The sequence below is a fragment of the Pectobacterium parvum genome, assembly GCF_020971565.1.
GTDB classification, from domain to species: Bacteria; Pseudomonadota; Gammaproteobacteria; order Enterobacterales; family Enterobacteriaceae; genus Pectobacterium; species Pectobacterium polare.
In genome coordinates this window covers 2640007-2659011 of record NZ_CP087392.1, presented here as the reverse complement: position 1 = coordinate 2659011, position 19005 = coordinate 2640007, and the positions used below count along the sequence as shown (strand labels likewise).

Here is a 19005-nt window from a genome sequence, read left to right as displayed (position 1 = left end):
ATAATTCAGCGTGTTAACGTGCTATTTTTATTCTCGACGTAACGGTTGTTATCGGTGTTCTCTTTTTATCCCACAGGGGCAAAGGCTACATAATGAGATCAGGCAGATATATTGGCGTAATGTCCGGCACCAGCCTGGATGGTGTGGATGTTGTGCTAGCCGCGATTGACGAACATACGGTTGCTCAGCAGGCCAGCTACTGTCACCCGATACCGCAGGATATCAAGATGGCCATCCTGGGGATGTGTCAGGGGCAGGCGGTGACGCTGTCGGCGCTGGGGCAGTTGGATACGCGTCTGGGCATCTTGTTTGCCGAAGCGGTGCTGACGCTGCTTAAAGAGACGGAATTGAGGGCTCAGGATATTACCGCGATTGGTTGCCACGGGCAGACGGTCTGGCATGAGCCCACGGGCGATGCGCCTTGTACGTTGCAGATCGGCGATAATAACCGCGTTGCTGCCTTGACTGGCATCACGACCGTAGGGGATTTTCGCCGCCGCGATTTGGCTTATGGCGGGCAGGGCGCGCCGCTGGTGCCATCGTTCCACCATGCGTTGCTATTGCATCCTGTCGAACGACGTATCGTACTCAACATCGGTGGCATCGCCAATCTGTCGCTGTTGGTGCCGGGTGCGCCCGTGCGTGGTTACGACACGGGTCCCGGAAATATGCTGCTGGATGCTTGGATCTGGCGGCACTGCGCGCAGCCGTATGATAAAGATGCCGTGTGGGCGATGAGCGGTCAGGTGAATCCGCTATTGCTACGTCGAATGCTGAGCGATCCTTATTTTGCGTTACGGGCACCGAAAAGCACTGGGCGTGAGTATTTCAATCTGGGCTGGCTGGAAAGAATGCTGGCTGGCCTGCCGCCGATCGCGCCGCAGGATGTTCAGGCGACGCTGGCTGAGTTAACGGTTGTGAGCATTGCTGAACAGGCGCTATTGGTTGGTGGATGCGAACGCTTACTGGTTTGTGGCGGTGGCGCGCGTAATCCGCTCATCATGGCGCGTCTCTCGGCGCTGCTGCCGGGTATCGAAGTCAGCCCGACGGATGAGTGCGGCGTGAGTGGCGATGATATGGAAGCGCTGGCGTTTGCTTGGCTGGCTTCTCGCACGCTATCAGGGCTGCCGGGCAATCTGCCGTCCGTCACGGGGGCGAGTCAGGAAACGGTGTTAGGCGCGATTTATCCGGTTAACGCGGATTAATCAGATTTTGCCGAGAGGTTCATGGTTATCCTCTTGTTAAACTTAAATGAGCGGCAGCGCCAGTTGCCGCCATCGACAAGAATGACAGGGGAAAAAAATGAAACGATTACTGACAGGGACAGCGTTGATTCTGCTGAGCGGATGCAGCTATTTTAGTCATAAACAGACGGTGGAAACGCTGCACTATCAATGCGGCACAATGCCGCTAACCGTGACGCTACAGCAGGGCGGTGAAGCGACTCCACAGGTGAGTTTCCTGCTGGACGGTGAACGTCTCACGCTCCCCCAAGTGGTGTCCGCTTCTGGTGTCAGATACAGCAATGACACCTACACATTCTGGAGCAAAGGCGATCGTGCATTTATCCAGCGGGGTGAACGAGTTATCATAGACGACTGCGTGTTGGCTCCGATGTAACTGACGCCGCATGCTAGTGGTGTCGCTGCTGATTGCGATTTTTCGGGTACGGGAGCAAAATGGGATTTTCGCCCGCTTCTGGCCCGACATTGCGACAGCAGGATATTATGACTCAGGAACGCTCCCCTTCTGACGGTTCTCCTCTTATTCAACCCGCCGATATTGCCGACATCCGCCGTGAATACACGCGTGGTGGGCTTCGCCGTAGCGATCTTCCCGCGAACCCGCTGGATTTATTTGAACGCTGGCTGAAGCAGGCCTGCGATGCAAAACTGGCCGATCCTACCGCGATGTCCGTCGCGACCGTGGATGAGCACGGGCAGCCTTACCAGCGTATCGTTTTGTTGAAACACTATGATGAGAAAGGCATGGTGTTTTATACCAACATGGGCAGCCGCAAAACCCATCATCTGGAAAACAATCCGCGCATCAGCCTGCTGTTCCCTTGGCATATGTTAGAGCGGCAGGTCATGGTGCTGGGTCGCGTAGAGAAGCTGCCAGCGCTTGAGGTGCTGAAGTATTTCCACAGCCGTCCGAAAGACAGCCAGATTGGCGCGTGGGTATCAAAGCAGTCCAGCCGGATTTCAGCGCGCGGCGTGCTGGAAAGCAAATTTTTGGAATTGAAGCAAAAATTCCAGAATGGCGAGGTGCCTTTGCCGAGTTTTTGGGGGGGCTTCCGCGTCGTTATCGATTCTGTCGAGTTTTGGCAGGGCGGCGAACACCGCCTGCATGACCGCTTTTTCTACCAGCGGCAGGACGAAGGCTGGCAGATTGATCGTTTAGCGCCTTAATCGCGAAATATCCGTGTTAAACGCTGGCGCTCCTATCATCAGCACTTTATCCTATGAAGTTTCGCGTTGACTGGGCATTGCGCGGCGATATGGCGTTCATAGCCTGTTGCATAAAGTCATGCAGCAGCGAAATCATCATGCGACAGCAGACAGGTATGCTGTGCATCTCTCACGGCGTTGTGCGTAAACCCAACGGGAACGTAACGGCCTATTTTTATAAAAATGGAGTTATCGATGGCGAGTAGTAACCTGATTAAACAATTGCAAGAGCGGGGCTTGATTGCCCAGGTGACGGATGAGGAAGCGTTAGCAGAGCGGCTGGCGCAAGGGCCAATTGCACTGTATTGCGGTTTTGATCCCACCGCCGACAGCTTGCATTTGGGGCATCTGGTGCCGCTGCTCTGCCTGAAACGCTTCCAGCTATCTGGCCACAAGCCGGTTGCGCTGGTTGGCGGTGCCACGGGGCTGATCGGTGACCCAAGCTTTAAAGCTACAGAACGTAAGCTGAACACGGCTGAAACTGTGGGTGAGTGGGTAGAGAAAATTCGTCGTCAGGTTTCCCCATTCCTGGATTTTGACTGTGGTAACAACAGCGCGATCGCCGCCAATAACTATGATTGGTTCGGCAATATGAACGTGCTGGATTTCCTGCGTGATATCGGCAAACACTTCTCTGTTAATCAGATGATTAGCAAAGAAGCCGTGAAGCAGCGTTTAAACCGCGATGACGTCGGCATTTCGTTCACCGAGTTTTCTTACAACCTGTTGCAGGGATACGACTTTGCCTCGCTGAACAAGCAGCATGATGTCGAGCTGCAAATCGGTGGTTCCGACCAGTGGGGCAACATCACGTCCGGTATCGATTTGACTCGCCGCATGAACCAGAAACAGGTTTACGGTTTGACTGTGCCGCTGATCACCAAATCTGATGGGACGAAATTTGGCAAAACGGAAGGCGGCGCAATCTGGCTGGATGCCAGCAAGACCAGCCCTTACAAATTCTACCAGTTCTGGATCAACACGGCGGATGCCGATGTGTACCGCTTCCTGAAATTCTTCACGTTCATGAGCCTCGAAGATATCGATGCACTGGAAGAAGAAGACAAAAACAGCGGTAAGGCTCCACGCGCGCAGTACGTGCTGGCGGAAGACGTGACCCGTATGGTTCACGGCGAAGCAGGTCTGGAAGCGGCTCGTCGCATTACACAAAGCCTGTTCTCTGGCGCATTGCAGGATATGACGCAGGACGACTTTGCGCAGCTGGCGCAGGATGGTATGCCGATTATCGAACTGGAAAACGGTGCGGATTTGCAACAGGCGTTGGTCAGCGCTGAACTAGTGCCGTCACGTGGCCAGGCTCGTACGATGATCTCTTCAAATGCGGTCACCATTAACGGCGAGAAACAGGCCGATCCTGAATACACCTTCAGCGATGCCGACCGTCTGTTTGATCGCTACACCTTGCTGCGTCGCGGCAAAAAGCATTACTGCCTGATCTGCTGGAAAGCATAAGCATTACCGATAAGGGAGCGTTAGCTCCCTTTCTTCTTGTAAGTTGAGGCGCACAGGCGCTGGCAAGGATTTGAGTCATAGCTAATGAAAAATATACTTTCCATCCAATCACATGTCGTTTTTGGTCATGCCGGTAACAGCGCGGCAGAGTTTACGATGCGTCGGATGGGCGCAAACGTTTGGCCGCTGAATACGGTGCAGTTCTCGAACCATACCCAATACGGTCACTGGACGGGATGTGTGATGCCCGCCAGCCACCTGACCGAGGTAGTGCAGGGAATTGCGAACATCGATAAACTGAAGACCTGTAATGCGGTGTTGAGCGGCTATATCGGCTCCGCCGAGCAAGGGGAACATATTCTGGATATTGTTCGTCAGGTGAAAGCGGCTAATCCTGATGCGCTGTACTTCTGCGATCCGGTGATGGGTACGCCGGAGAAAGGCTGTATCGTCGCGCCCGGTGTGTCTGATTTCCACTGCCAGCAGTCGCTGCTCGCAGCCGACATTATCGCGCCGAATCTGCCTGAACTGGAGCTGCTGGGTGGCCGTACCGTACATAACGTGGCGGAAGCCGTAGAGACGGCGCGTATGCTGTGTGAAAAAGGGCCAAAAATCGTTCTGGTAAAACACCTGAGTCGCGCCGCCACACGTGAAGACAGCTTTGAAATGCTGCTGGTGACGCAGACGGATGCTTGGCACATCAGCCGCCCGTTGGTAGAGTTTGAACGTCAACCTGTCGGCGTGGGCGATTTGACCAGTGGATTACTGCTGGTGAACTTGCTGAAGGGCGTGGCGTTGGATAAAGCGTTGGAGCACACGACGGCAGCAGTGTATGAAGTCATGCTGGTGACGAAAGAGATGAATGAGTATGAGCTACAGTTGGTGGCGGCTCAGGATGGAATTGCCAATCCGCGTCATCACTTCCAGGCGGTTCGCCTGTCGTAATACATATAACGCCCCGAATGCTGGGGCGTTATTGCATGTTAGCCTTTCAACCTTTCAACCTTAAGCGCGGTAACGACGGAAGGGCGCTCGGCAATATGGTCGAGGTAAGCCGCCAGCGCAGGGTAGCGGAACATATCCAGTTTTAGCGACTGCGCCCAGCGCATCACGGTAAACAGGTACGCATCGGCGATACTAAAGCGGTTGGCGACCAGATAGTTCTGTTCACTCAACACCAGATTGATATAGCGGAATTTGGCCTGCAAATATTCCATCAGCAGCTCTTTATACGTTTCCGGCGTACCAGGACGGAAGAGCGGCGTAAACGTTTTGTGCAGCTCAGCAGAAATGTAATTCAGCCATTCGAGCGTATGGTAGCGCGCCATGCTGCCAGTCGGGGCGATAAGGTTACAGTGCGGAACCAGATCGGCAATGTACTCGGCGATAGCGACGCCTTCAGTCAGGACAGACCCATCATCCAGCTCTAACGCTGGCACCATCCCTTTCGGGTTGATGAACGTATAGTCGGTTCCACGCTCTGTCTTTTTCGTGCGCAAATTGACCTTCTCCAGCTTGAATTCCAGTTTGGATTCGATCAAAACAATGTGTGTAAAAAGAGAACTGCTTTCAGCTTTGTAAAACAGTTTCATGGGAACCCCTTCCTATTATTATTTTTCCATCAACACATGCGCTGATGACTGTTGAATAACGACATGTCGTTTTTTTACAACAAAACGTAACGTGAGAGTGTGAGGCCTCTTGCAAAATACTCCTTATGTATGATTTTTGCGTGAAATTTGGGCGATTTTTGCGGTGCAAAGCCAAATTTTCATCCGCCTTTTGGGGCGAGCTTGTTGGTTTTAACGGCGGCGATAAGTGAAGCTGTATCGCGTGTGACACATGCCGCTTTTGACTGGGGCGAAAACAGCCGCGTTACGGGCTGAAGACGACTTATGGGCTGGCAAGATCGCGATAGGGTGATGGTAAGGAGGATAGGTCAGGGGGAAGCGTTAAATAAAATGGTATTGTTGGTTTTTGACGCTAATACGGTGAAATCAGCTACGTTGGGGACGTTTTTCGACGCATGATTTATAGCGGTTAATTAATCATTACTAAATCTGTTGATAAGAAAAATTTCATTAGTGACAGGTTTCGTATTTTTCATGATACCGTCGATTTAAGTTATTTCCCCATGATTAGTATCTAATGGATATTAGAAAATAAAAATAGGAAAAAGTATGAAGGGGGATTATTTCAAAGTGAAATTGATCAAGCTACCCCTTTATTTATCGCATGTAATAAATGAGGGGTAGTCATGTCCAACGATTTCCATCGCGCTCGCACCATATTAATTAATAGCGACGTTTTCAATTATACGTTACGTACCGTCGAAGATTTTTCTATCAGTGATGGAAAAGTCAATACGCTTCCCGAGTAACTATTATCACTATATCAAGACACAGAGAATACGCCGATAAAAATCGGATAAGCCGTAGGTTGCTTACGCCTAGGCGTTAGGTGGCTCATGTTGGCTAATAGTGCGTATTGTCTGATTCTATTCATTATCATGAGGTTACTATGAAAAAGAACAGGTTATTATTTTTTATAGCCTTGGCTATTCTTCTCGGGATTATTGTCGGCGGTGCCTGTCATTCTTTATTAACGCAGCAGGAAGCCAAAGAGGTCGTATCCTATTTTAATTTAGTGACCGATGTTTTTCTTCGCCTGATAAAAATGATTATTGCGCCATTGGTATTCGCAACGTTGGTCTCTGGCCTTGCTAGCATGGGAAACTCTTCTTCCGTCGGCCGAATAGGGCTGAAGGCGATGGTGTGGTTTATTTGTTCTTCCGTGGTTTCCCTTTTTATTGGCATGATGTTAGCAAACATCTTCGAGCCAGGTGTTGGAATGAATCTCGCTATTCCAAGTACGCCAATAGCGGTAGAGACGGGCGTAAGTACCGGTGGGTTTACACTGAAAAGCTTCATTGCCCATATATTCCCACGCAGCATCGTCGAAGCGATGGCGAATAACGAAATATTGCAGATTCTGGTGTTCTCCATGTTCTTCGGTTCCGCGCTGGCTTTTGTGAAAGGCCAGAATAAACATGCTGTCACGATGGAATCGATGATAGAGGAACTGGCGAAAGTGATGTTCCGGGTGACAGACTATGTTATGCGGTTAGCGCCTCTGGCCGTATTTTCCTCGTTGGCGTCGTCTATTACGACCGAAGGGCTGGGGCTTCTCCTCGACTTTGGCAAAGTTATTGGTGAGTTCTACCTTGGTCTGGCGCTGTTATGGGGGCTCATGTTTGGTGCTGGGGCGATGTTCCTCGGTAAGAAAGCAACCTGGGGCCTGATCAAACTGCTGCGCGAACCCAGTATGCTGGCATTTGCCACCGCCAGTAGCGAAGCGGCCTATCCAAAAACGATGGAAGCGCTTAGCGAATTTGGCGTTCCCAAAAAAATCACCAGCTTTGTACTCCCGTTGGGGTATTCCTTTAACCTTGTCGGTTCCATGATCTATCAGGCTTTTGCCATTCTGTTTATCGCACAGGCTTACAATATCCACTTAAGTTTGACGGAGCAGACCCTGATTCTGCTGACGCTGATGATCACTAGTAAAGGTATGGCTGGCGTGGCACGTGCCGCGGTCGTGGTAGTCGCTGCCACCTTGCCGATGTTCAGCTTACCGGAAGCGGGCATTTTGCTGATTATTGGTATCGATCAGTTCCTGGATATGGGCCGCACGGCGACCAATGTGATTGGTAACGGCATGGCGACCGCGGTTGTTGCCAAACTGGAACGAAACCATGACCTGGAAGAGCAAGACCATGCCGACGAAGAAGCACCCGTGATGGCAACGGGGAATGCTTAAATTAACGTCAGGTTAATGCATTGAGACAGACGGCCTTCGGGCCGTTTTTCTCTTTTCTCGTCACTCGCCTCCGTACGCTGCCGTGACTGTTTTTCATCCCCTTCACGTTCCCATTGGCGTTTATTCTGATTTGCTTCTTTTCAATAGCTAACGGCTATCGCTGCGTTCATATCGTATTGTTGCAAAAACGTTATTTTTTGTTTGTGTTATCTTTAAATAAGACCGCAAGCTCAGGCTGGTTATTGATTAATCGCCCGATGCAGAATAACGAATAGCAAGTTAATTTGGGAGGAAGCATGTCATCACACCTTCGCGACACTTGTCTGGACACACTGACGGTACAGAAGCAGATTTACCATTACTACAGCCTGCCGGCGGCGGCGAAAACGCTCGGTAACATCGATAAATTACCGAAGTCGCTCAAAGTGCTGTTGGAGAATTTATTGCGCCATCAGGATGGCGACACGGTAGAGCAGGACGATCTTCAGGCGGTCGTAGACTGGCTGAAAACGGGCCATGTCGACCGGGAAATCGCCTATCGTCCCGCGCGTGTATTGATGCAGGATTTTACCGGCGTGCCCGCCGTGGTCGATCTGGCGGCGATGCGAGCGGCGGTGAAACGGCTGGGCGGTGATGTGAATAAGGTTAACCCGCTATCGCCGGTCGATCTGGTTATTGACCACTCGGTGACGGTTGACCACTTCGGCGATCGTCAGGCGCTCACGGATAATACGCAGTTGGAAATGGCGCGTAATCGTGAGCGTTATGAGTTTTTGCGCTGGGGGCAGAATGCCTTTAGTTACTTCAGCGTCGTGCCGCCGGGAACCGGGATTTGCCATCAGGTGAATCTGGAGTATCTCGCTAAGGCCATCTGGTACGAAAAGCAGGGCGACAAACAGTTTGCCTATCCCGATACGCTGGTGGGAACCGATTCGCATACCACGATGATTAACGGTTTGGGCGTGCTCGGCTGGGGAGTCGGCGGGATAGAAGCCGAAGCGGCGATGCTCGGACAACCTGTTTCGATGCTGATCCCCGATGTAGTCGGCGTCAAGCTAAGCGGCAAGATGCGCGAAGGGATCACGGCAACCGATCTGGTCCTGACGGTCACGCAGATGCTGCGTAAACACGGCGTAGTCGGTAAGTTTGTGGAATTTTACGGTGATGGACTGGATTCGCTGCCATTGGCGGATCGCGCGACCATCGCCAACATGGCACCGGAGTATGGTGCGACCTGTGGCTTTTTCCCCATCGACCAAATTACGCTCGATTACATGCGGTTGACCAACCGTGCGGAAGAGCAGATCGCGCTGGTGGAAGCCTACAGTAAGCAGCAGGGGCTGTGGCGTAATGCGGGTGATGAACCGGTCTTTACCAGCCAGCTTGCACTGAATTTGTCGACGGTAGAAACCAGTCTGGCAGGGCCGAAACGCCCGCAGGATCGCGTGCCGTTAGCGGGCGTGCCGGAAGCCTTTAAAGCCAGCCGTGAGCTGGAAGTCAGCACGGTGAAGAACCATTCTGACTATGAAGAATTCACGCTGGAAGGCGAAACGCACCGTTTACAGCAGGGGGCCGTCGTGATCGCCGCGATTACTTCCTGTACCAACACCTCTAACCCGAGCGTGCTAATGACTGCCGGGCTGCTGGCAAAAAATGCCGTAGAGCGCGGTCTGAAAACCAAGCCGTGGGTTAAGACTTCGCTGGCACCCGGTTCGCGGGTTGTAACGGATTACTATGCTAAAGCGGGATTGACGCCGTTCCTCGACGAGCTGGGATTCAATCTGGTGGGCTACGGCTGTACCACCTGTATCGGTAACTCCGGCCCGCTGCCGGATGCGATTGAAGCGGCGATAAAAGCAGGGGATCTGACAGTTGGCGCGGTGCTGTCAGGCAACCGCAACTTTGAAGGCCGCATCCATCCGCTGGTGAAGACGAACTGGCTGGCATCGCCGCCGTTGGTGGTCGCGTATGCGTTGGCGGGGAATATGAACGTCGATCTGACGCAAGAACCGCTGGGTGAAGATCGTGACGGGAAAGCCGTCTACCTGAAAGATATCTGGCCGTCGACGAAAGCGGTGGCGGATGCGGTGTTGAACGTCAGCGCAGGCATGTTCCACAAACAGTATGCTGCGGTGTTTGAAGGTACGCAGGAGTGGCAAGACATCGAAGTCGACAACAATCCTACCTATCAATGGCCGGAAGAATCGACCTATATCCGTCAGACGCCTTTCTTCCTGGATATGGGAAAAGAGCCTGAGCCGGTTCAGGATATCCACAACGCGCGCATTCTGGCGATGTTGGGTGATTCGGTCACCACCGACCATATCTCGCCGGCAGGCAACATCAAGCGCGATAGCCCAGCAGGGAAATATTTGCTGGAGCGCGGCGTCGAAACTGCGGAGTTCAACTCTTACGGTTCACGGCGTGGTAACCACGAAGTGATGATGCGCGGGACGTTTGCCAACATTCGTATCCGTAATGAAATGGTGCCTGGTAAAGAGGGCGGTTATACCCGCCATATCCCGTCGCAGAATGAGATGACGATCTATGACGCGGCGATGCGCTACAAGGACGAAAATGTCCCGTTGGCACTGTTTGCGGGTAAAGAGTACGGCTCCGGCTCCAGCCGTGACTGGGCCGCGAAAGGCCCACGTCTGTTGGGCGTCCGCGTGGTGATTGCTGAATCGTTTGAACGTATTCACCGTTCTAACCTGATCGGGATGGGGATTCTGCCGCTGGAGTTTCCTGACGGTGTGACGCGTAAAACGCTGCAATTCACCGGCGACGAGCAAATTTCGATTACGGGGCTAAATCAGCTGACGCCGGGGGCGACGGTTGAGGTCAACATCACGGATACCCGCGGTAACACGCAGACCATCAGCACCCGCTGCCGCATCGACACCCGCAACGAACTAACCTACTACCAGAACGACGGCATCCTGCACTACGTTATCCGCAATATGCTGTAACGCTACCCCACATACTCCTACCGTGCTGGTGCATTTCTTCCTCTGCACCAGCACACGTTTCTTCACATTAAATACTCGAATCCTTAGATGAATTGTGGTTATGTTGTCGTGATGCTAACTATATGGGGAATAAGTAAAAACTATTGCCCAGCCACGCCCCGAATACAACGCCAATGCCGCTTGAGAATGACGGGGATATAACAGGAGGTTATATGAATGAGTTGATCAAAAAACGCTTTAAACATTCGCTGCTGTTTCTCACGCTGTGTGCAACAGGCGCGATGACATCGGCTTTTGCTGCTCAGGTTCCTGCCGGGACGGTGCTGGCGGATAAACAAGAGCTGGTGCGAGGTAATGGCTCAGAACCTGCGTCGTTGGATCCGCATAAGGTGGAAAGCGATGTGGAAGGCCACATTATTAACGACTTCTTCGATAATTTGGTTCGCGTGGGCGATGACGGCACTATCCAGCCGCGGCTGGCCGAGCGCTGGATAGTCACACGGTTGAAGTCACGTTAGAACACCCGCTGTCGTATTTCCTGGAAATGTCGGCGTACCATGTTTTGGCCCCGCTGCCGAAAGCGGTTCTCGAAAAACATCCTGATAACTGGACGCAGGTCGGGAATTTCGTCAGCAGCGGCCCCTATACGCTGAGCGAATGGGTGGTTAACGAACGTATCGTCGGCAAGCGCAATAGTCAGTATTGGGATAACGCGCACACCGTCATTAACAAAGTGACGTACCTGCCGATCAGCTCTCAGGCGGCGGAGCTGAACCGCTATAAATCCGGCGAAATTGATGTCACGGGCATTTTGTCGCCCGTTCAATTTGCATCGCTGAAAAAAGAGTATCCGCAGGAGTAATGCTGATCAGTTAAGGATCAGTTGAACGATCCAATAGCTGTGTAAGAATCCGGAAATGTTCTTCATTTCCGGATTTTTTTATGCGTATTTCTCAGGCCATCGACCTCGTTTCACGTTACGATTCGACCCGTAACCCTTTGACTTCTCTTGGCGACTTTCTTGACCCAGAACTTATTGCCCGTTGCCTTGCTGAGTCCGGCGTGGTCACCCTGCGTAAACGCCGTCTTCCTCTCGAAATGATGGTCTGGTGCGTTGTCGGCATGGCGCTTGAACGTAAGGAGCCGCTTCATCAGATTGTCAATCGGCTGGATATTATGCTGCCCGGTAACCGTCCCTTTGTTGCTCCCAGCGCGGTTATCCAGGCCCGACAGCGGCTCGGAAGTGACGCCGTTCGACGGGTGTTCGCACACACTGCTCACTTGTGGCACAACGCTGTGGCGCATCCCCACTGGTGTGGATTGACGTTACTGGCGATGGATGGCGTCGTCTGGCGCACACAGGAAACACCTGAAAATGATACCGCCTTCCCGCGCCAGACTTACTGCGGCCAACCTGGCCCCTACCCGCAGGTCAAAATGGTCTGTCAGATGGAGCTGACCAGCCATCTGATAACCGCAGCAGCCTTCGGTACGATGAAAGACAGCGAATATACCCTGGCTGAGCAACTGATAGACCAGACCGCAGATAATACGCTGACGCTGCTCGATAAAGGGTATTACTCATTAGGGTTGCTGAATGCCTGGAAGCGTGCGGGAGAACACCGACACTGGATGATACCGCTTAAGAAAGGTACCCGTTACGAGGAGGTCCGGAAACTGGGAAAAGGCGATCATCTGGTACAGTTGAAAACTACGCCACAATCCCGCAAAAAATGGCCGGGACTGGGTACAGAAGTGACAGCCCGATTACTGACCTATAGCCGTAAAGGCAAAACCTATCAGTTACTGACCTCGATGACCGATGGTATGCGTTATCCCGGAGGTGAAATGGTTGAGCTTTACAGTCACCGTTGGGAAATCGAGTTGGGTTACCGTGAAATCAAACAGACAATGCAACTGAGCAGACTGACACTGAGAAGCAAAAAACCGGAACTTGTGGAGCAGGAGTTATGGGGTGTGCTGCTGGCGTATAATCTCGTGAGATATCAGATGATTAAAATGGCCAGTCAACTGAAAGGTTACTGGCCAAATCAGCTGAGCTTCTCAGAATCCTGCGGGCTGGTCATGAGGATGTTGATGACGCTTCAGGGTGCATCGCCGGGTCGTATCCCTGAACTACTGCGAGATCTGGAGAGTATGGGACAGATGGTGAAGCTGCCGATAAGAAGAGAAAGAACCTTCCCGAGAGTGGTGAAAGAAAGGCCTTATAAATATCGAAAAGCGAAGAAAAACAGCCAGTCAGTTGCTTAACTGACTGGCATTATATCCGCAGGAGGTGAAAGTATCACCACAGATCGGAACCTATTTTTATCGCTTCAATACGCAAAAAGCGCCTTTTGACGATCCACGCGTCCGTCGTGCACTGGATCTCAGTTTGGATAAAGATATTATCGCAAACAATGTGCTAGGTATGGGGCAGACGCCGGCTTACAGTTTGATTCCCAAAAACGTAGGCGGTTTCCAGCGCAAGGATCCCGAGTGGGCAAGCTGGACGCAGCAGCAGCGTAATGATGAAGCGAAGAAATTGTTGAAAGAGGCCGGGTTTGATGACAAGCATCCGCTGAAATTCAACCTGCTTTACAACACCTCTGAGTCGCATTTACGCGTGGCAATTGCCGCCAGTTCAATGTGGAAGAAGAATCTTGGGTCGGAAGTGACGTTGCAAAATCAGGAATGGAAAACGATGCTGGATACTGTACGTACCGGTAACTTTGAGGTGGTCAGACAGTCCTGGACTGGGGATTACAACGAAGCCAGTACGTTCCTGAATACGCTGGAAACGAATGACAGCAACAACAACGGTAAATTCAGTAATGCACACTATGATGCGTTGTTGAAAAAGGCGCTGACGGCGAAGGATAAGCAGGAGAAGGAGGCGATTTATCAACAAGCTTCGGATATTTTAGATAGCAATATTCCTTTGTTGCCCATCTACTACTATGTCCAGCCACAGATGGTTAAAACCTACATCGGTGGTTTTTCTCCCAACGTGCGTGGTGATTATTACACGCAAGACATGTATATCCTCAAGCATTGATCCCAATAAAACAGCCGGTTAAAAACCGGCTGTCAGCATTGAAAAAAACGATCCTGATGTGAAGCGGGATCGTTACTTCATATCCAGCAAGTGACCCATTTTGGCCGCTTTGGTCGCCAGATAGTTCTCGTTTTTTGGGTTGCGCCCGACGATTAATGGCACACGTTCAACGATATTGATGCCTGCTTCGTTGAGTATTTTCACTTTCTGAGGGTTATTGGTCAGCAGGCGAACTTCATCAACGTCGAGCAGCTTGAAGATGTCGGCGCACAGTGTGAAATCGCGCTCGTCGGCGGCGAACCCAAGCTGGTGATTCGCTTCCACCGTATCCGCTCCCAGATCCTGCAACGCATACGCGCGGATTTTATTGAGCAGCCCAATATTACGGCCTTCCTGACGGTGGTATAGCAGCACGCCGCGACCTTCTTCGGCGATGTGGTTCAGTGCCGCTTCAAGCTGGAAACCGCAGTCGCAGCGCAGGCTAAACAGAGCATCCCCTGTCAGGCACTCGGAGTGCACGCGGGCAAGTACGGGAACTGGACCGGAAATATCACCATAAACCAGTGCAAGGTGATCGTGACCCGTGGCGATCTCTTCAAAACCCACCATCAGAAAATCGCCCCACGGAGTGGGTAACTTGGCTTCCGCCACCCGTTTTAGCTGCATACTTTTCTCCAAAAAAGCTGTGTCTAAAAAACCATGTTCAAAAACAAGAATGCTGAGGCGAATCCTACTGCTGCCCATCGTGCTTGACCAGCAAAAAAGCCTGTTTAAGAACGTCATAAAAATTGAATTACAACGTGGCCTGACTGCCGTCTGGTTTCAGGTTCGTTGACAGAACTGAGCGCTATTTTACGCCATACTGACAGTCCGTGTCGGATTTTCTGATAGAATTGTGAAAGTTTTGTTGCAAAGCATCATACTGAATTATGGGAAGAAACTATCTGCATTATGGGAAGAGACTATGTACGAAATTGCCAAACGAACCACCATCGGCGCCGCGCTATTACTGATTATGCCAATGATTATCTGGATGAGCGGTTGGCAGTGGCAACCGGAGTATGACGGACTTTGGTTACGCGTACTCTTCTGGATTACCGAAACGGTGACATCGCCGTGGGGCATTCTGACCAGCATCGTGCTAAGCCTCTGGTTTCTCTGGTGCCTGCGTTTTCGCCTGAAGCCTGCACTTGGCCTGTTGGTCATCATGGCAATTACGGTGCTGATTGGGCAGGGAATCAAATCGGCAATTAAAGAGTGGGTGCAGGAATCACGGCCCTATGTGGTCTGGCTGGAGAAAAATCATCAGGTGGACGACAGCTATTTCTACTCGCTGCCGCGCAAGGAGCGTTCGGAACTGGTGAAAACGCAGTTGCAGGATCAAACGCAGATTCCACAATGGCTACGCAGTCATTGGCAGTTTGAAACCGGCTTTGCTTTCCCTTCTGGGCACACCATGTTTGCTGCAACCTGGGCGCTGCTGGGCGTCGGGCTGCTGTGGGCACGTCGGCATTATAAAACGGTGGTGATCCTGATGCTGTGGGCTAGCGGCGTGATGGGCAGCCGTTTGGTACTCGGCATGCATTGGCCGCAGGATTTGGTGGTGGCGACGTTAATTAGCTGGCTGCTGGTGGTGGTCGCCAGTTGGCTGGCGCAGCGCTGGTGTGGCCCGCTCTCGCTCCAGTATGAAGAAATCAAAGAACAGGCGGAGGAGGATGCCGCCGAGAATAAATCCTCGTAGCGCTTGAGTTGTTGTTCCTGTTGTACGTTGTACTCCAGAGTTAATCACCAGTAGCACGTAATCTGCGGATGGTATTCGTCATCCGCATTTTTTATGACGCCGTTTTGTCCGTCACCCTGCGGGCCGTTGCTGACGTAACGTTAAAAATTTCTCGTCGCTGTTTCTGCCCGACTCTCAGCGTTATCGCCTCGCGCAAAATGTAAACAATTTGTGAGCTGCTTCGCTATTCCTGTTTTTGCTGTTGGACAATTTTTCGGTTGGTTGCAAAACTCCATTTGAATGTTAATTCAATATTGAATATATATTCAAACAGGAGAATAACAATGAAACCTTACCGTCTGAAATCCTCCCTGCTGGCCATCATGTTTTCCTTTTCTGCTGGTGCGTTTGCCGCAGATAACGGGTTGATCGCCATAATTACCCCTTCGCACGACAACCCGTTCTTTAAAGCTGAAGCCGAAGGCGCCAGAACCAAAGCCATTGAACTGGGCTACACCACGCTGGTGGCATCGCATGACGATGACGTCAGCAAACAAAACCAACTGATTGAAACCGCCATTGCCCGCAAGGCGAAAGCCATCATTCTGGATAATGCCGGGGCTGATGCCACCATTGGCCCGTTGAAAAAAGCGAAAGCCGCCGGTATTCCCGCTTTCCTGATTGACCGTGAAATCAATGAAACCGGCGTGGCCGTGGCGCAGATCGTTTCCAATAACTATCAGGGCGCGCAGCTCGGTGCGGAGAAATTCGTCGAACTGATGGGGCAGAAAGGCAAATACGTCGAGTTGATTGGCCGTGAGTCAGACACCAATGCGCACGTCCGTTCGCAGGGCTACCACGATGTGATCGACCAATATAGCGACATGAAGCGAGTCGCCAGACAAACGGCGAACTGGAGCCAGACGGAAGCCTTTACCCGCATGGAAGCCATCTTGCAGGCAAACCCAGATATCACCGGTGTGATTTCCGGTAATGACACCATGGCACTAGGAGCGGAAGCCGCGTTGAAAGCGGCGGGGCGTCACGACGTGATTGTGGTGGGTTTTGACGGCAGTGACTACGTGCGTGATTCCATCATCAATAAAAGCAACATCAAGGCCACGGTGCTGCAACCCGGCTGGCAACAGGCGCAGATGGCGGTCGAACAGGCGGATTACTACCTGAAGAACGGCAAGGCACAGCACGAAGAAAAACAGCTGATGGACTGCATTCTGATCGACGAATCTAACGCGACCAAACTCAACACCTTTGCGTTGAAACCGTAATCGAGGCGGCAGGAGCGTCAGCTCCTGCCGATAAAGGAGTCGTTATGCTGTTCGATGAACGATACCGCGCCAGTTGGATTGGGATCTGTGCCTTGCTGCTGTCGGCCTGTACGGTGGTCGATCTGGATGAAAACGGTAAGCCGATCATTCCGGTCGACCCCACGGCTACGCCGGGCTATAGCACCATGACGCCAGAGAACATCGCGACAGCGCTGTGGCAGCCAACGCTGCTCCCAGCTGCGCAGCAGCAGGCGCTGTCCTGGGATGAGGTGAAGAAAACGCAGGCCGCACTGGAGGATTCAGGGCGTAAAGCCGTCTACGCACGGCTTCAGGGCACGGTCAGCGGAATTGACCGGGAAAGTCGCGAAGGAAAATTGACGCTTGATGTGCAAGGTGACGCCGTCACGCTTCAATTAGGGCACATCGTCAAAGGCAATGCCATTCGCGATGCAGCTGGGTTTATTCGCTTTGATGATTTCAAAAATCAGGTGCAGTTTGCCCAACTGGCCCGTGCGTTGAATAACAACGCGCTCGCGTCATTGCCGGCGCTGGATCCGGGTGTGCAGGGCAAGTCTGTTAACGTACTGGCGGCATTGGTGGTGACTAAACAGGGTATCAGCGAGGCGGTGCCGATGACGTTAAACCTGACTGAAGCGAGCAGCGGAGGGGCGCAATGATGGAAAAACCAGACGCTTCTCTGCAATCAAATGCGGTGAGCCGACCCGATATCGTGATGGCGACCCGCGGCATCACCATGTTGTTTCCCGGCACCAAAGCGCTGGATAACGTCGATTACAACGTTTATCGCGGCAAGGTTAACGTGATTATCGGTGAAAACGGCGCGGGCAAATCGACGCTGATGAAGATTCTGGCCGGCGTGCAGCAGCCGACATCCGGCCAGATTCTGCTGAATGGCGAAGTGGTGCGCATCGCGGATACGCGAGATGCGGCGGCAAAAGGCATCGGCATGGTGCATCAGGAACTCAACCTGTCCGAGAACCTGAGCGTGGCGGAGAACATCTTCCTGGGCCGAGAATTGCAAAAGGGCGTTGCGCCTATCGATTATCTGGCGCAGGAGCGGATTGCGGCGGAGCTGATGGCGCGTCTTGATCAGGATATTTCCCCGCGTACCGAGGTTGCCAGCCTGAAAGTAGGCCAACAGCAGCTGGTGGAAATTGCCAAGGCGCTAGCGGATCAGGCCGACATTCTGATTCTGGACGAACCCACCTCCGCGCTGAGCAAAACTGAGGTGGAGATTCTGTTTCGCGTGATCCGCGAGCTGACCCGCCAGAATGTGTCGATTATCTACATTTCACACCGGCTGGAAGAGCTGATGGCGATCGGCGACTACATCACCATCCTGCGCGACGGATGTTTTCAGGCGGAAGCGGCCGTTAGCGATATCGACGTGCCGTGGATCGTGCGGGAAATGCTCGGCGGTGACCCTGTCACCAGTTTCCTGCATCCGGGCAGGACGTTTGGCGCGCCGTTATTGGAAGCGGAGCACCTTACCTGCCTCAATGATGCCGGACATCAGGTGGTCAATGATGTCTCGCTGATGGTGCGTGAAGGGGAAATTGTCGGCATTTACGGGCTGATGGGCGCGGGACGTACCGAACTCTTCGAATGTCTGCTGGGTATTCAGAATGACTATCTGGGCAAGATTTATCTCGATAGCAAACCGGTTAATCCGCGGCTTGCTACCGCGCAGCGCATTCGTATGGGCATGAGTCTGGTGCCGGAAGATCGTAAAAAAACCGGTATCTTTCCGCTTTCGTCGGTGGCTTCCAATCTCACGATTGCCAGCCTGTGGCGACGGCTGAAATACGGTATGGCGATTTTCCAGCGGCAGGAGCAGGAGGTGGTGGCCAGCACGATTGGGCAACTGGCGATCAAAGTCTCTTCGCCCGAGGTGGAAATTCAGGCGCTCAGCGGCGGCAATCAGCAAAAAGTGGTAATTGGCCGCTCGTTGCTGACCAGCCCGAAGGTACTGCTGCTGGATGAACCAACGCGGGGTATCGATGTGGGTGCCAAGGCCGATGTCTTTGAAATGATGGTCGGGCTGTCCGAACAGGGTATCGGCGTGCTGTTTTCCACTTCGGATCTGAAAGAAATTATGGCGGTATCGGACCGTATTTTGGTGATGTCGAATGGCAAGCTGACGGCGAATATCGTGTGTCAGTCGGCCAGCGAGTCGGCATTAGTTTCGGCAAGTGCACAAGGGTTCTGA

General features: G+C 52.4%; 14 protein-coding genes and 2 pseudogenes. 14 read left to right on the top strand and 2 right to left on the bottom strand.

Features of this window, described 5'->3' with window-relative positions:
* Positions 1–92: 92 nt before the first annotated feature.
* From anmK to pdxY, 5 genes are all read left to right on the top strand, one after another.
* Entirely contained in the window at positions 93–1205 is a 1113-nt protein-coding gene (gene anmK / locus LOZ86_RS11985; protein WP_039481060.1) for an anhydro-N-acetylmuramic acid kinase, read from the top strand.
* A gap of 97 nt (positions 1206–1302) precedes the next feature.
* Positions 1303–1620 (top strand): MliC family protein, encoded by a 318-nt coding sequence (locus LOZ86_RS11980; protein WP_039481058.1) that lies wholly within the window; start codon positions 1303–1305, stop codon positions 1618–1620.
* A gap of 107 nt (positions 1621–1727) precedes the next feature.
* A complete protein-coding gene (gene pdxH, locus LOZ86_RS11975) occupies positions 1728–2411 on the top strand; it encodes a pyridoxamine 5'-phosphate oxidase (protein ID WP_039481611.1) in 684 nt (227 codons plus the stop codon).
* Positions 2412–2645: 234 nt separating this feature from the next.
* Complete coding sequence (tyrS, locus tag LOZ86_RS11970) at positions 2646–3923, top strand: tyrosine--tRNA ligase (protein ID WP_039481051.1); 1278 nt, start codon at positions 2646–2648, stop codon at positions 3921–3923.
* A gap of 84 nt (positions 3924–4007) precedes the next feature.
* Complete coding sequence (gene pdxY, locus LOZ86_RS11965) at positions 4008–4868, top strand: pyridoxal kinase PdxY (RefSeq protein WP_230242071.1); 861 nt, start codon at positions 4008–4010, stop codon at positions 4866–4868.
* 38 nt (positions 4869–4906) lie between these two features.
* Here the strand turns inward: pdxY and gstA are convergent, their stop codons facing one another.
* Positions 4907–5515 (bottom strand): glutathione transferase GstA, encoded by a 609-nt coding sequence (gene gstA, locus LOZ86_RS11960; RefSeq protein WP_039481045.1) that lies wholly within the window; start codon positions 5513–5515, stop codon positions 4907–4909.
* 928 nt (positions 5516–6443) lie between these two features.
* Between gstA and LOZ86_RS11955 the strand changes: the two genes are divergently transcribed.
* From LOZ86_RS11955 to LOZ86_RS11935, 5 genes and pseudogenes are all read left to right on the top strand, one after another.
* Complete coding sequence (locus tag LOZ86_RS11955; protein WP_039481043.1) at positions 6444–7742, top strand: dicarboxylate/amino acid:cation symporter; 1299 nt, start codon at positions 6444–6446, stop codon at positions 7740–7742.
* Between the two features lie 296 nt (positions 7743–8038).
* On the top strand, positions 8039–10711 hold the full coding sequence (acnA, locus tag LOZ86_RS11950; RefSeq protein WP_039481041.1) for an aconitate hydratase AcnA: 2673 nt from the start codon (positions 8039–8041) through the stop codon (positions 10709–10711).
* Positions 10712–10923: 212 nt separating this feature from the next.
* Positions 10924–11570 (top strand): annotated as a pseudogene (locus tag LOZ86_RS11945) (ABC transporter substrate-binding protein); the annotation flags it as partial.
* A gap of 83 nt (positions 11571–11653) precedes the next feature.
* Complete coding sequence (locus tag LOZ86_RS11940; protein ID WP_230242070.1) at positions 11654–12982, top strand: IS4 family transposase; 1329 nt, start codon at positions 11654–11656, stop codon at positions 12980–12982.
* Positions 12983–12995: 13 nt separating this feature from the next.
* Positions 12996–13769: pseudogene (locus LOZ86_RS11935) on the top strand (ABC transporter substrate-binding protein); the annotation flags it as partial.
* 72 nt (positions 13770–13841) lie between these two features.
* Here LOZ86_RS11935 and ribA read toward each other — a convergent pair.
* On the bottom strand, positions 13842–14435 hold the full coding sequence (gene ribA / locus LOZ86_RS11930) for a GTP cyclohydrolase II (RefSeq protein WP_039481038.1): 594 nt from the start codon (positions 14433–14435) through the stop codon (positions 13842–13844).
* Positions 14436–14733: 298 nt separating this feature from the next.
* Here ribA and pgpB point away from each other — a divergent pair, with 298 nt between their 5' ends.
* The 4 genes from pgpB to LOZ86_RS11910 all read left to right on the top strand — a co-directional run bounded on the left by pgpB (position 14734) and on the right by LOZ86_RS11910 (position 19005).
* Positions 14734–15510, top strand: a complete 777-nt coding sequence (gene pgpB, locus LOZ86_RS11925; RefSeq protein WP_010302322.1) for a phosphatidylglycerophosphatase B — start codon at positions 14734–14736, stop codon at positions 15508–15510.
* Between the two features lie 323 nt (positions 15511–15833).
* Complete coding sequence (locus tag LOZ86_RS11920; RefSeq protein WP_039481035.1) at positions 15834–16775, top strand: D-ribose ABC transporter substrate-binding protein; 942 nt, start codon at positions 15834–15836, stop codon at positions 16773–16775.
* 44 nt (positions 16776–16819) lie between these two features.
* Positions 16820–17452 carry a DUF2291 family protein gene (locus LOZ86_RS11915; RefSeq protein WP_230242068.1) on the top strand — a complete coding sequence of 211 codons (633 nt, stop codon included), beginning with the start codon at positions 16820–16822 and terminating at the stop codon, positions 17450–17452.
* Entirely contained in the window at positions 17452–19005 is a 1554-nt protein-coding gene (locus LOZ86_RS11910) for a sugar ABC transporter ATP-binding protein (RefSeq protein WP_039481029.1), read from the top strand. The genes LOZ86_RS11915 and LOZ86_RS11910 overlap by 1 nt, the downstream gene beginning before the upstream one ends.

Coding starts and splice junctions, on each gene's coding strand:
- gstA (WP_039481045.1), bottom strand. CDS start 5,515: ATGAAACTGTTTTACAAAGCTGAAAGCAGTTCTCTTTTTACACACATT.
- LOZ86_RS11940 (WP_230242070.1), top strand. CDS start 11,654: ATGCGTATTTCTCAGGCCATCGACCTCGTTTCACGTTACGATTCGACC.
- LOZ86_RS11980 (WP_039481058.1), top strand. CDS start 1,303: ATGAAACGATTACTGACAGGGACAGCGTTGATTCTGCTGAGCGGATGC.
- pdxH (WP_039481611.1), top strand. CDS start 1,728: ATGACTCAGGAACGCTCCCCTTCTGACGGTTCTCCTCTTATTCAACCC.
- anmK (WP_039481060.1), top strand. CDS start 93: ATGAGATCAGGCAGATATATTGGCGTAATGTCCGGCACCAGCCTGGAT.
- tyrS (WP_039481051.1), top strand. CDS start 2,646: ATGGCGAGTAGTAACCTGATTAAACAATTGCAAGAGCGGGGCTTGATT.
- pdxY (WP_230242071.1), top strand. CDS start 4,008: ATGAAAAATATACTTTCCATCCAATCACATGTCGTTTTTGGTCATGCC.
- LOZ86_RS11955 (WP_039481043.1), top strand. CDS start 6,444: ATGAAAAAGAACAGGTTATTATTTTTTATAGCCTTGGCTATTCTTCTC.
- pgpB (WP_010302322.1), top strand. CDS start 14,734: ATGTACGAAATTGCCAAACGAACCACCATCGGCGCCGCGCTATTACTG.
- acnA (WP_039481041.1), top strand. CDS start 8,039: ATGTCATCACACCTTCGCGACACTTGTCTGGACACACTGACGGTACAG.
- LOZ86_RS11920 (WP_039481035.1), top strand. CDS start 15,834: ATGAAACCTTACCGTCTGAAATCCTCCCTGCTGGCCATCATGTTTTCC.
- LOZ86_RS11910 (WP_039481029.1), top strand. CDS start 17,452: ATGGAAAAACCAGACGCTTCTCTGCAATCAAATGCGGTGAGCCGACCC.
- ribA (WP_039481038.1), bottom strand. CDS start 14,435: ATGCAGCTAAAACGGGTGGCGGAAGCCAAGTTACCCACTCCGTGGGGC.
- LOZ86_RS11915 (WP_230242068.1), top strand. CDS start 16,820: ATGCTGTTCGATGAACGATACCGCGCCAGTTGGATTGGGATCTGTGCC.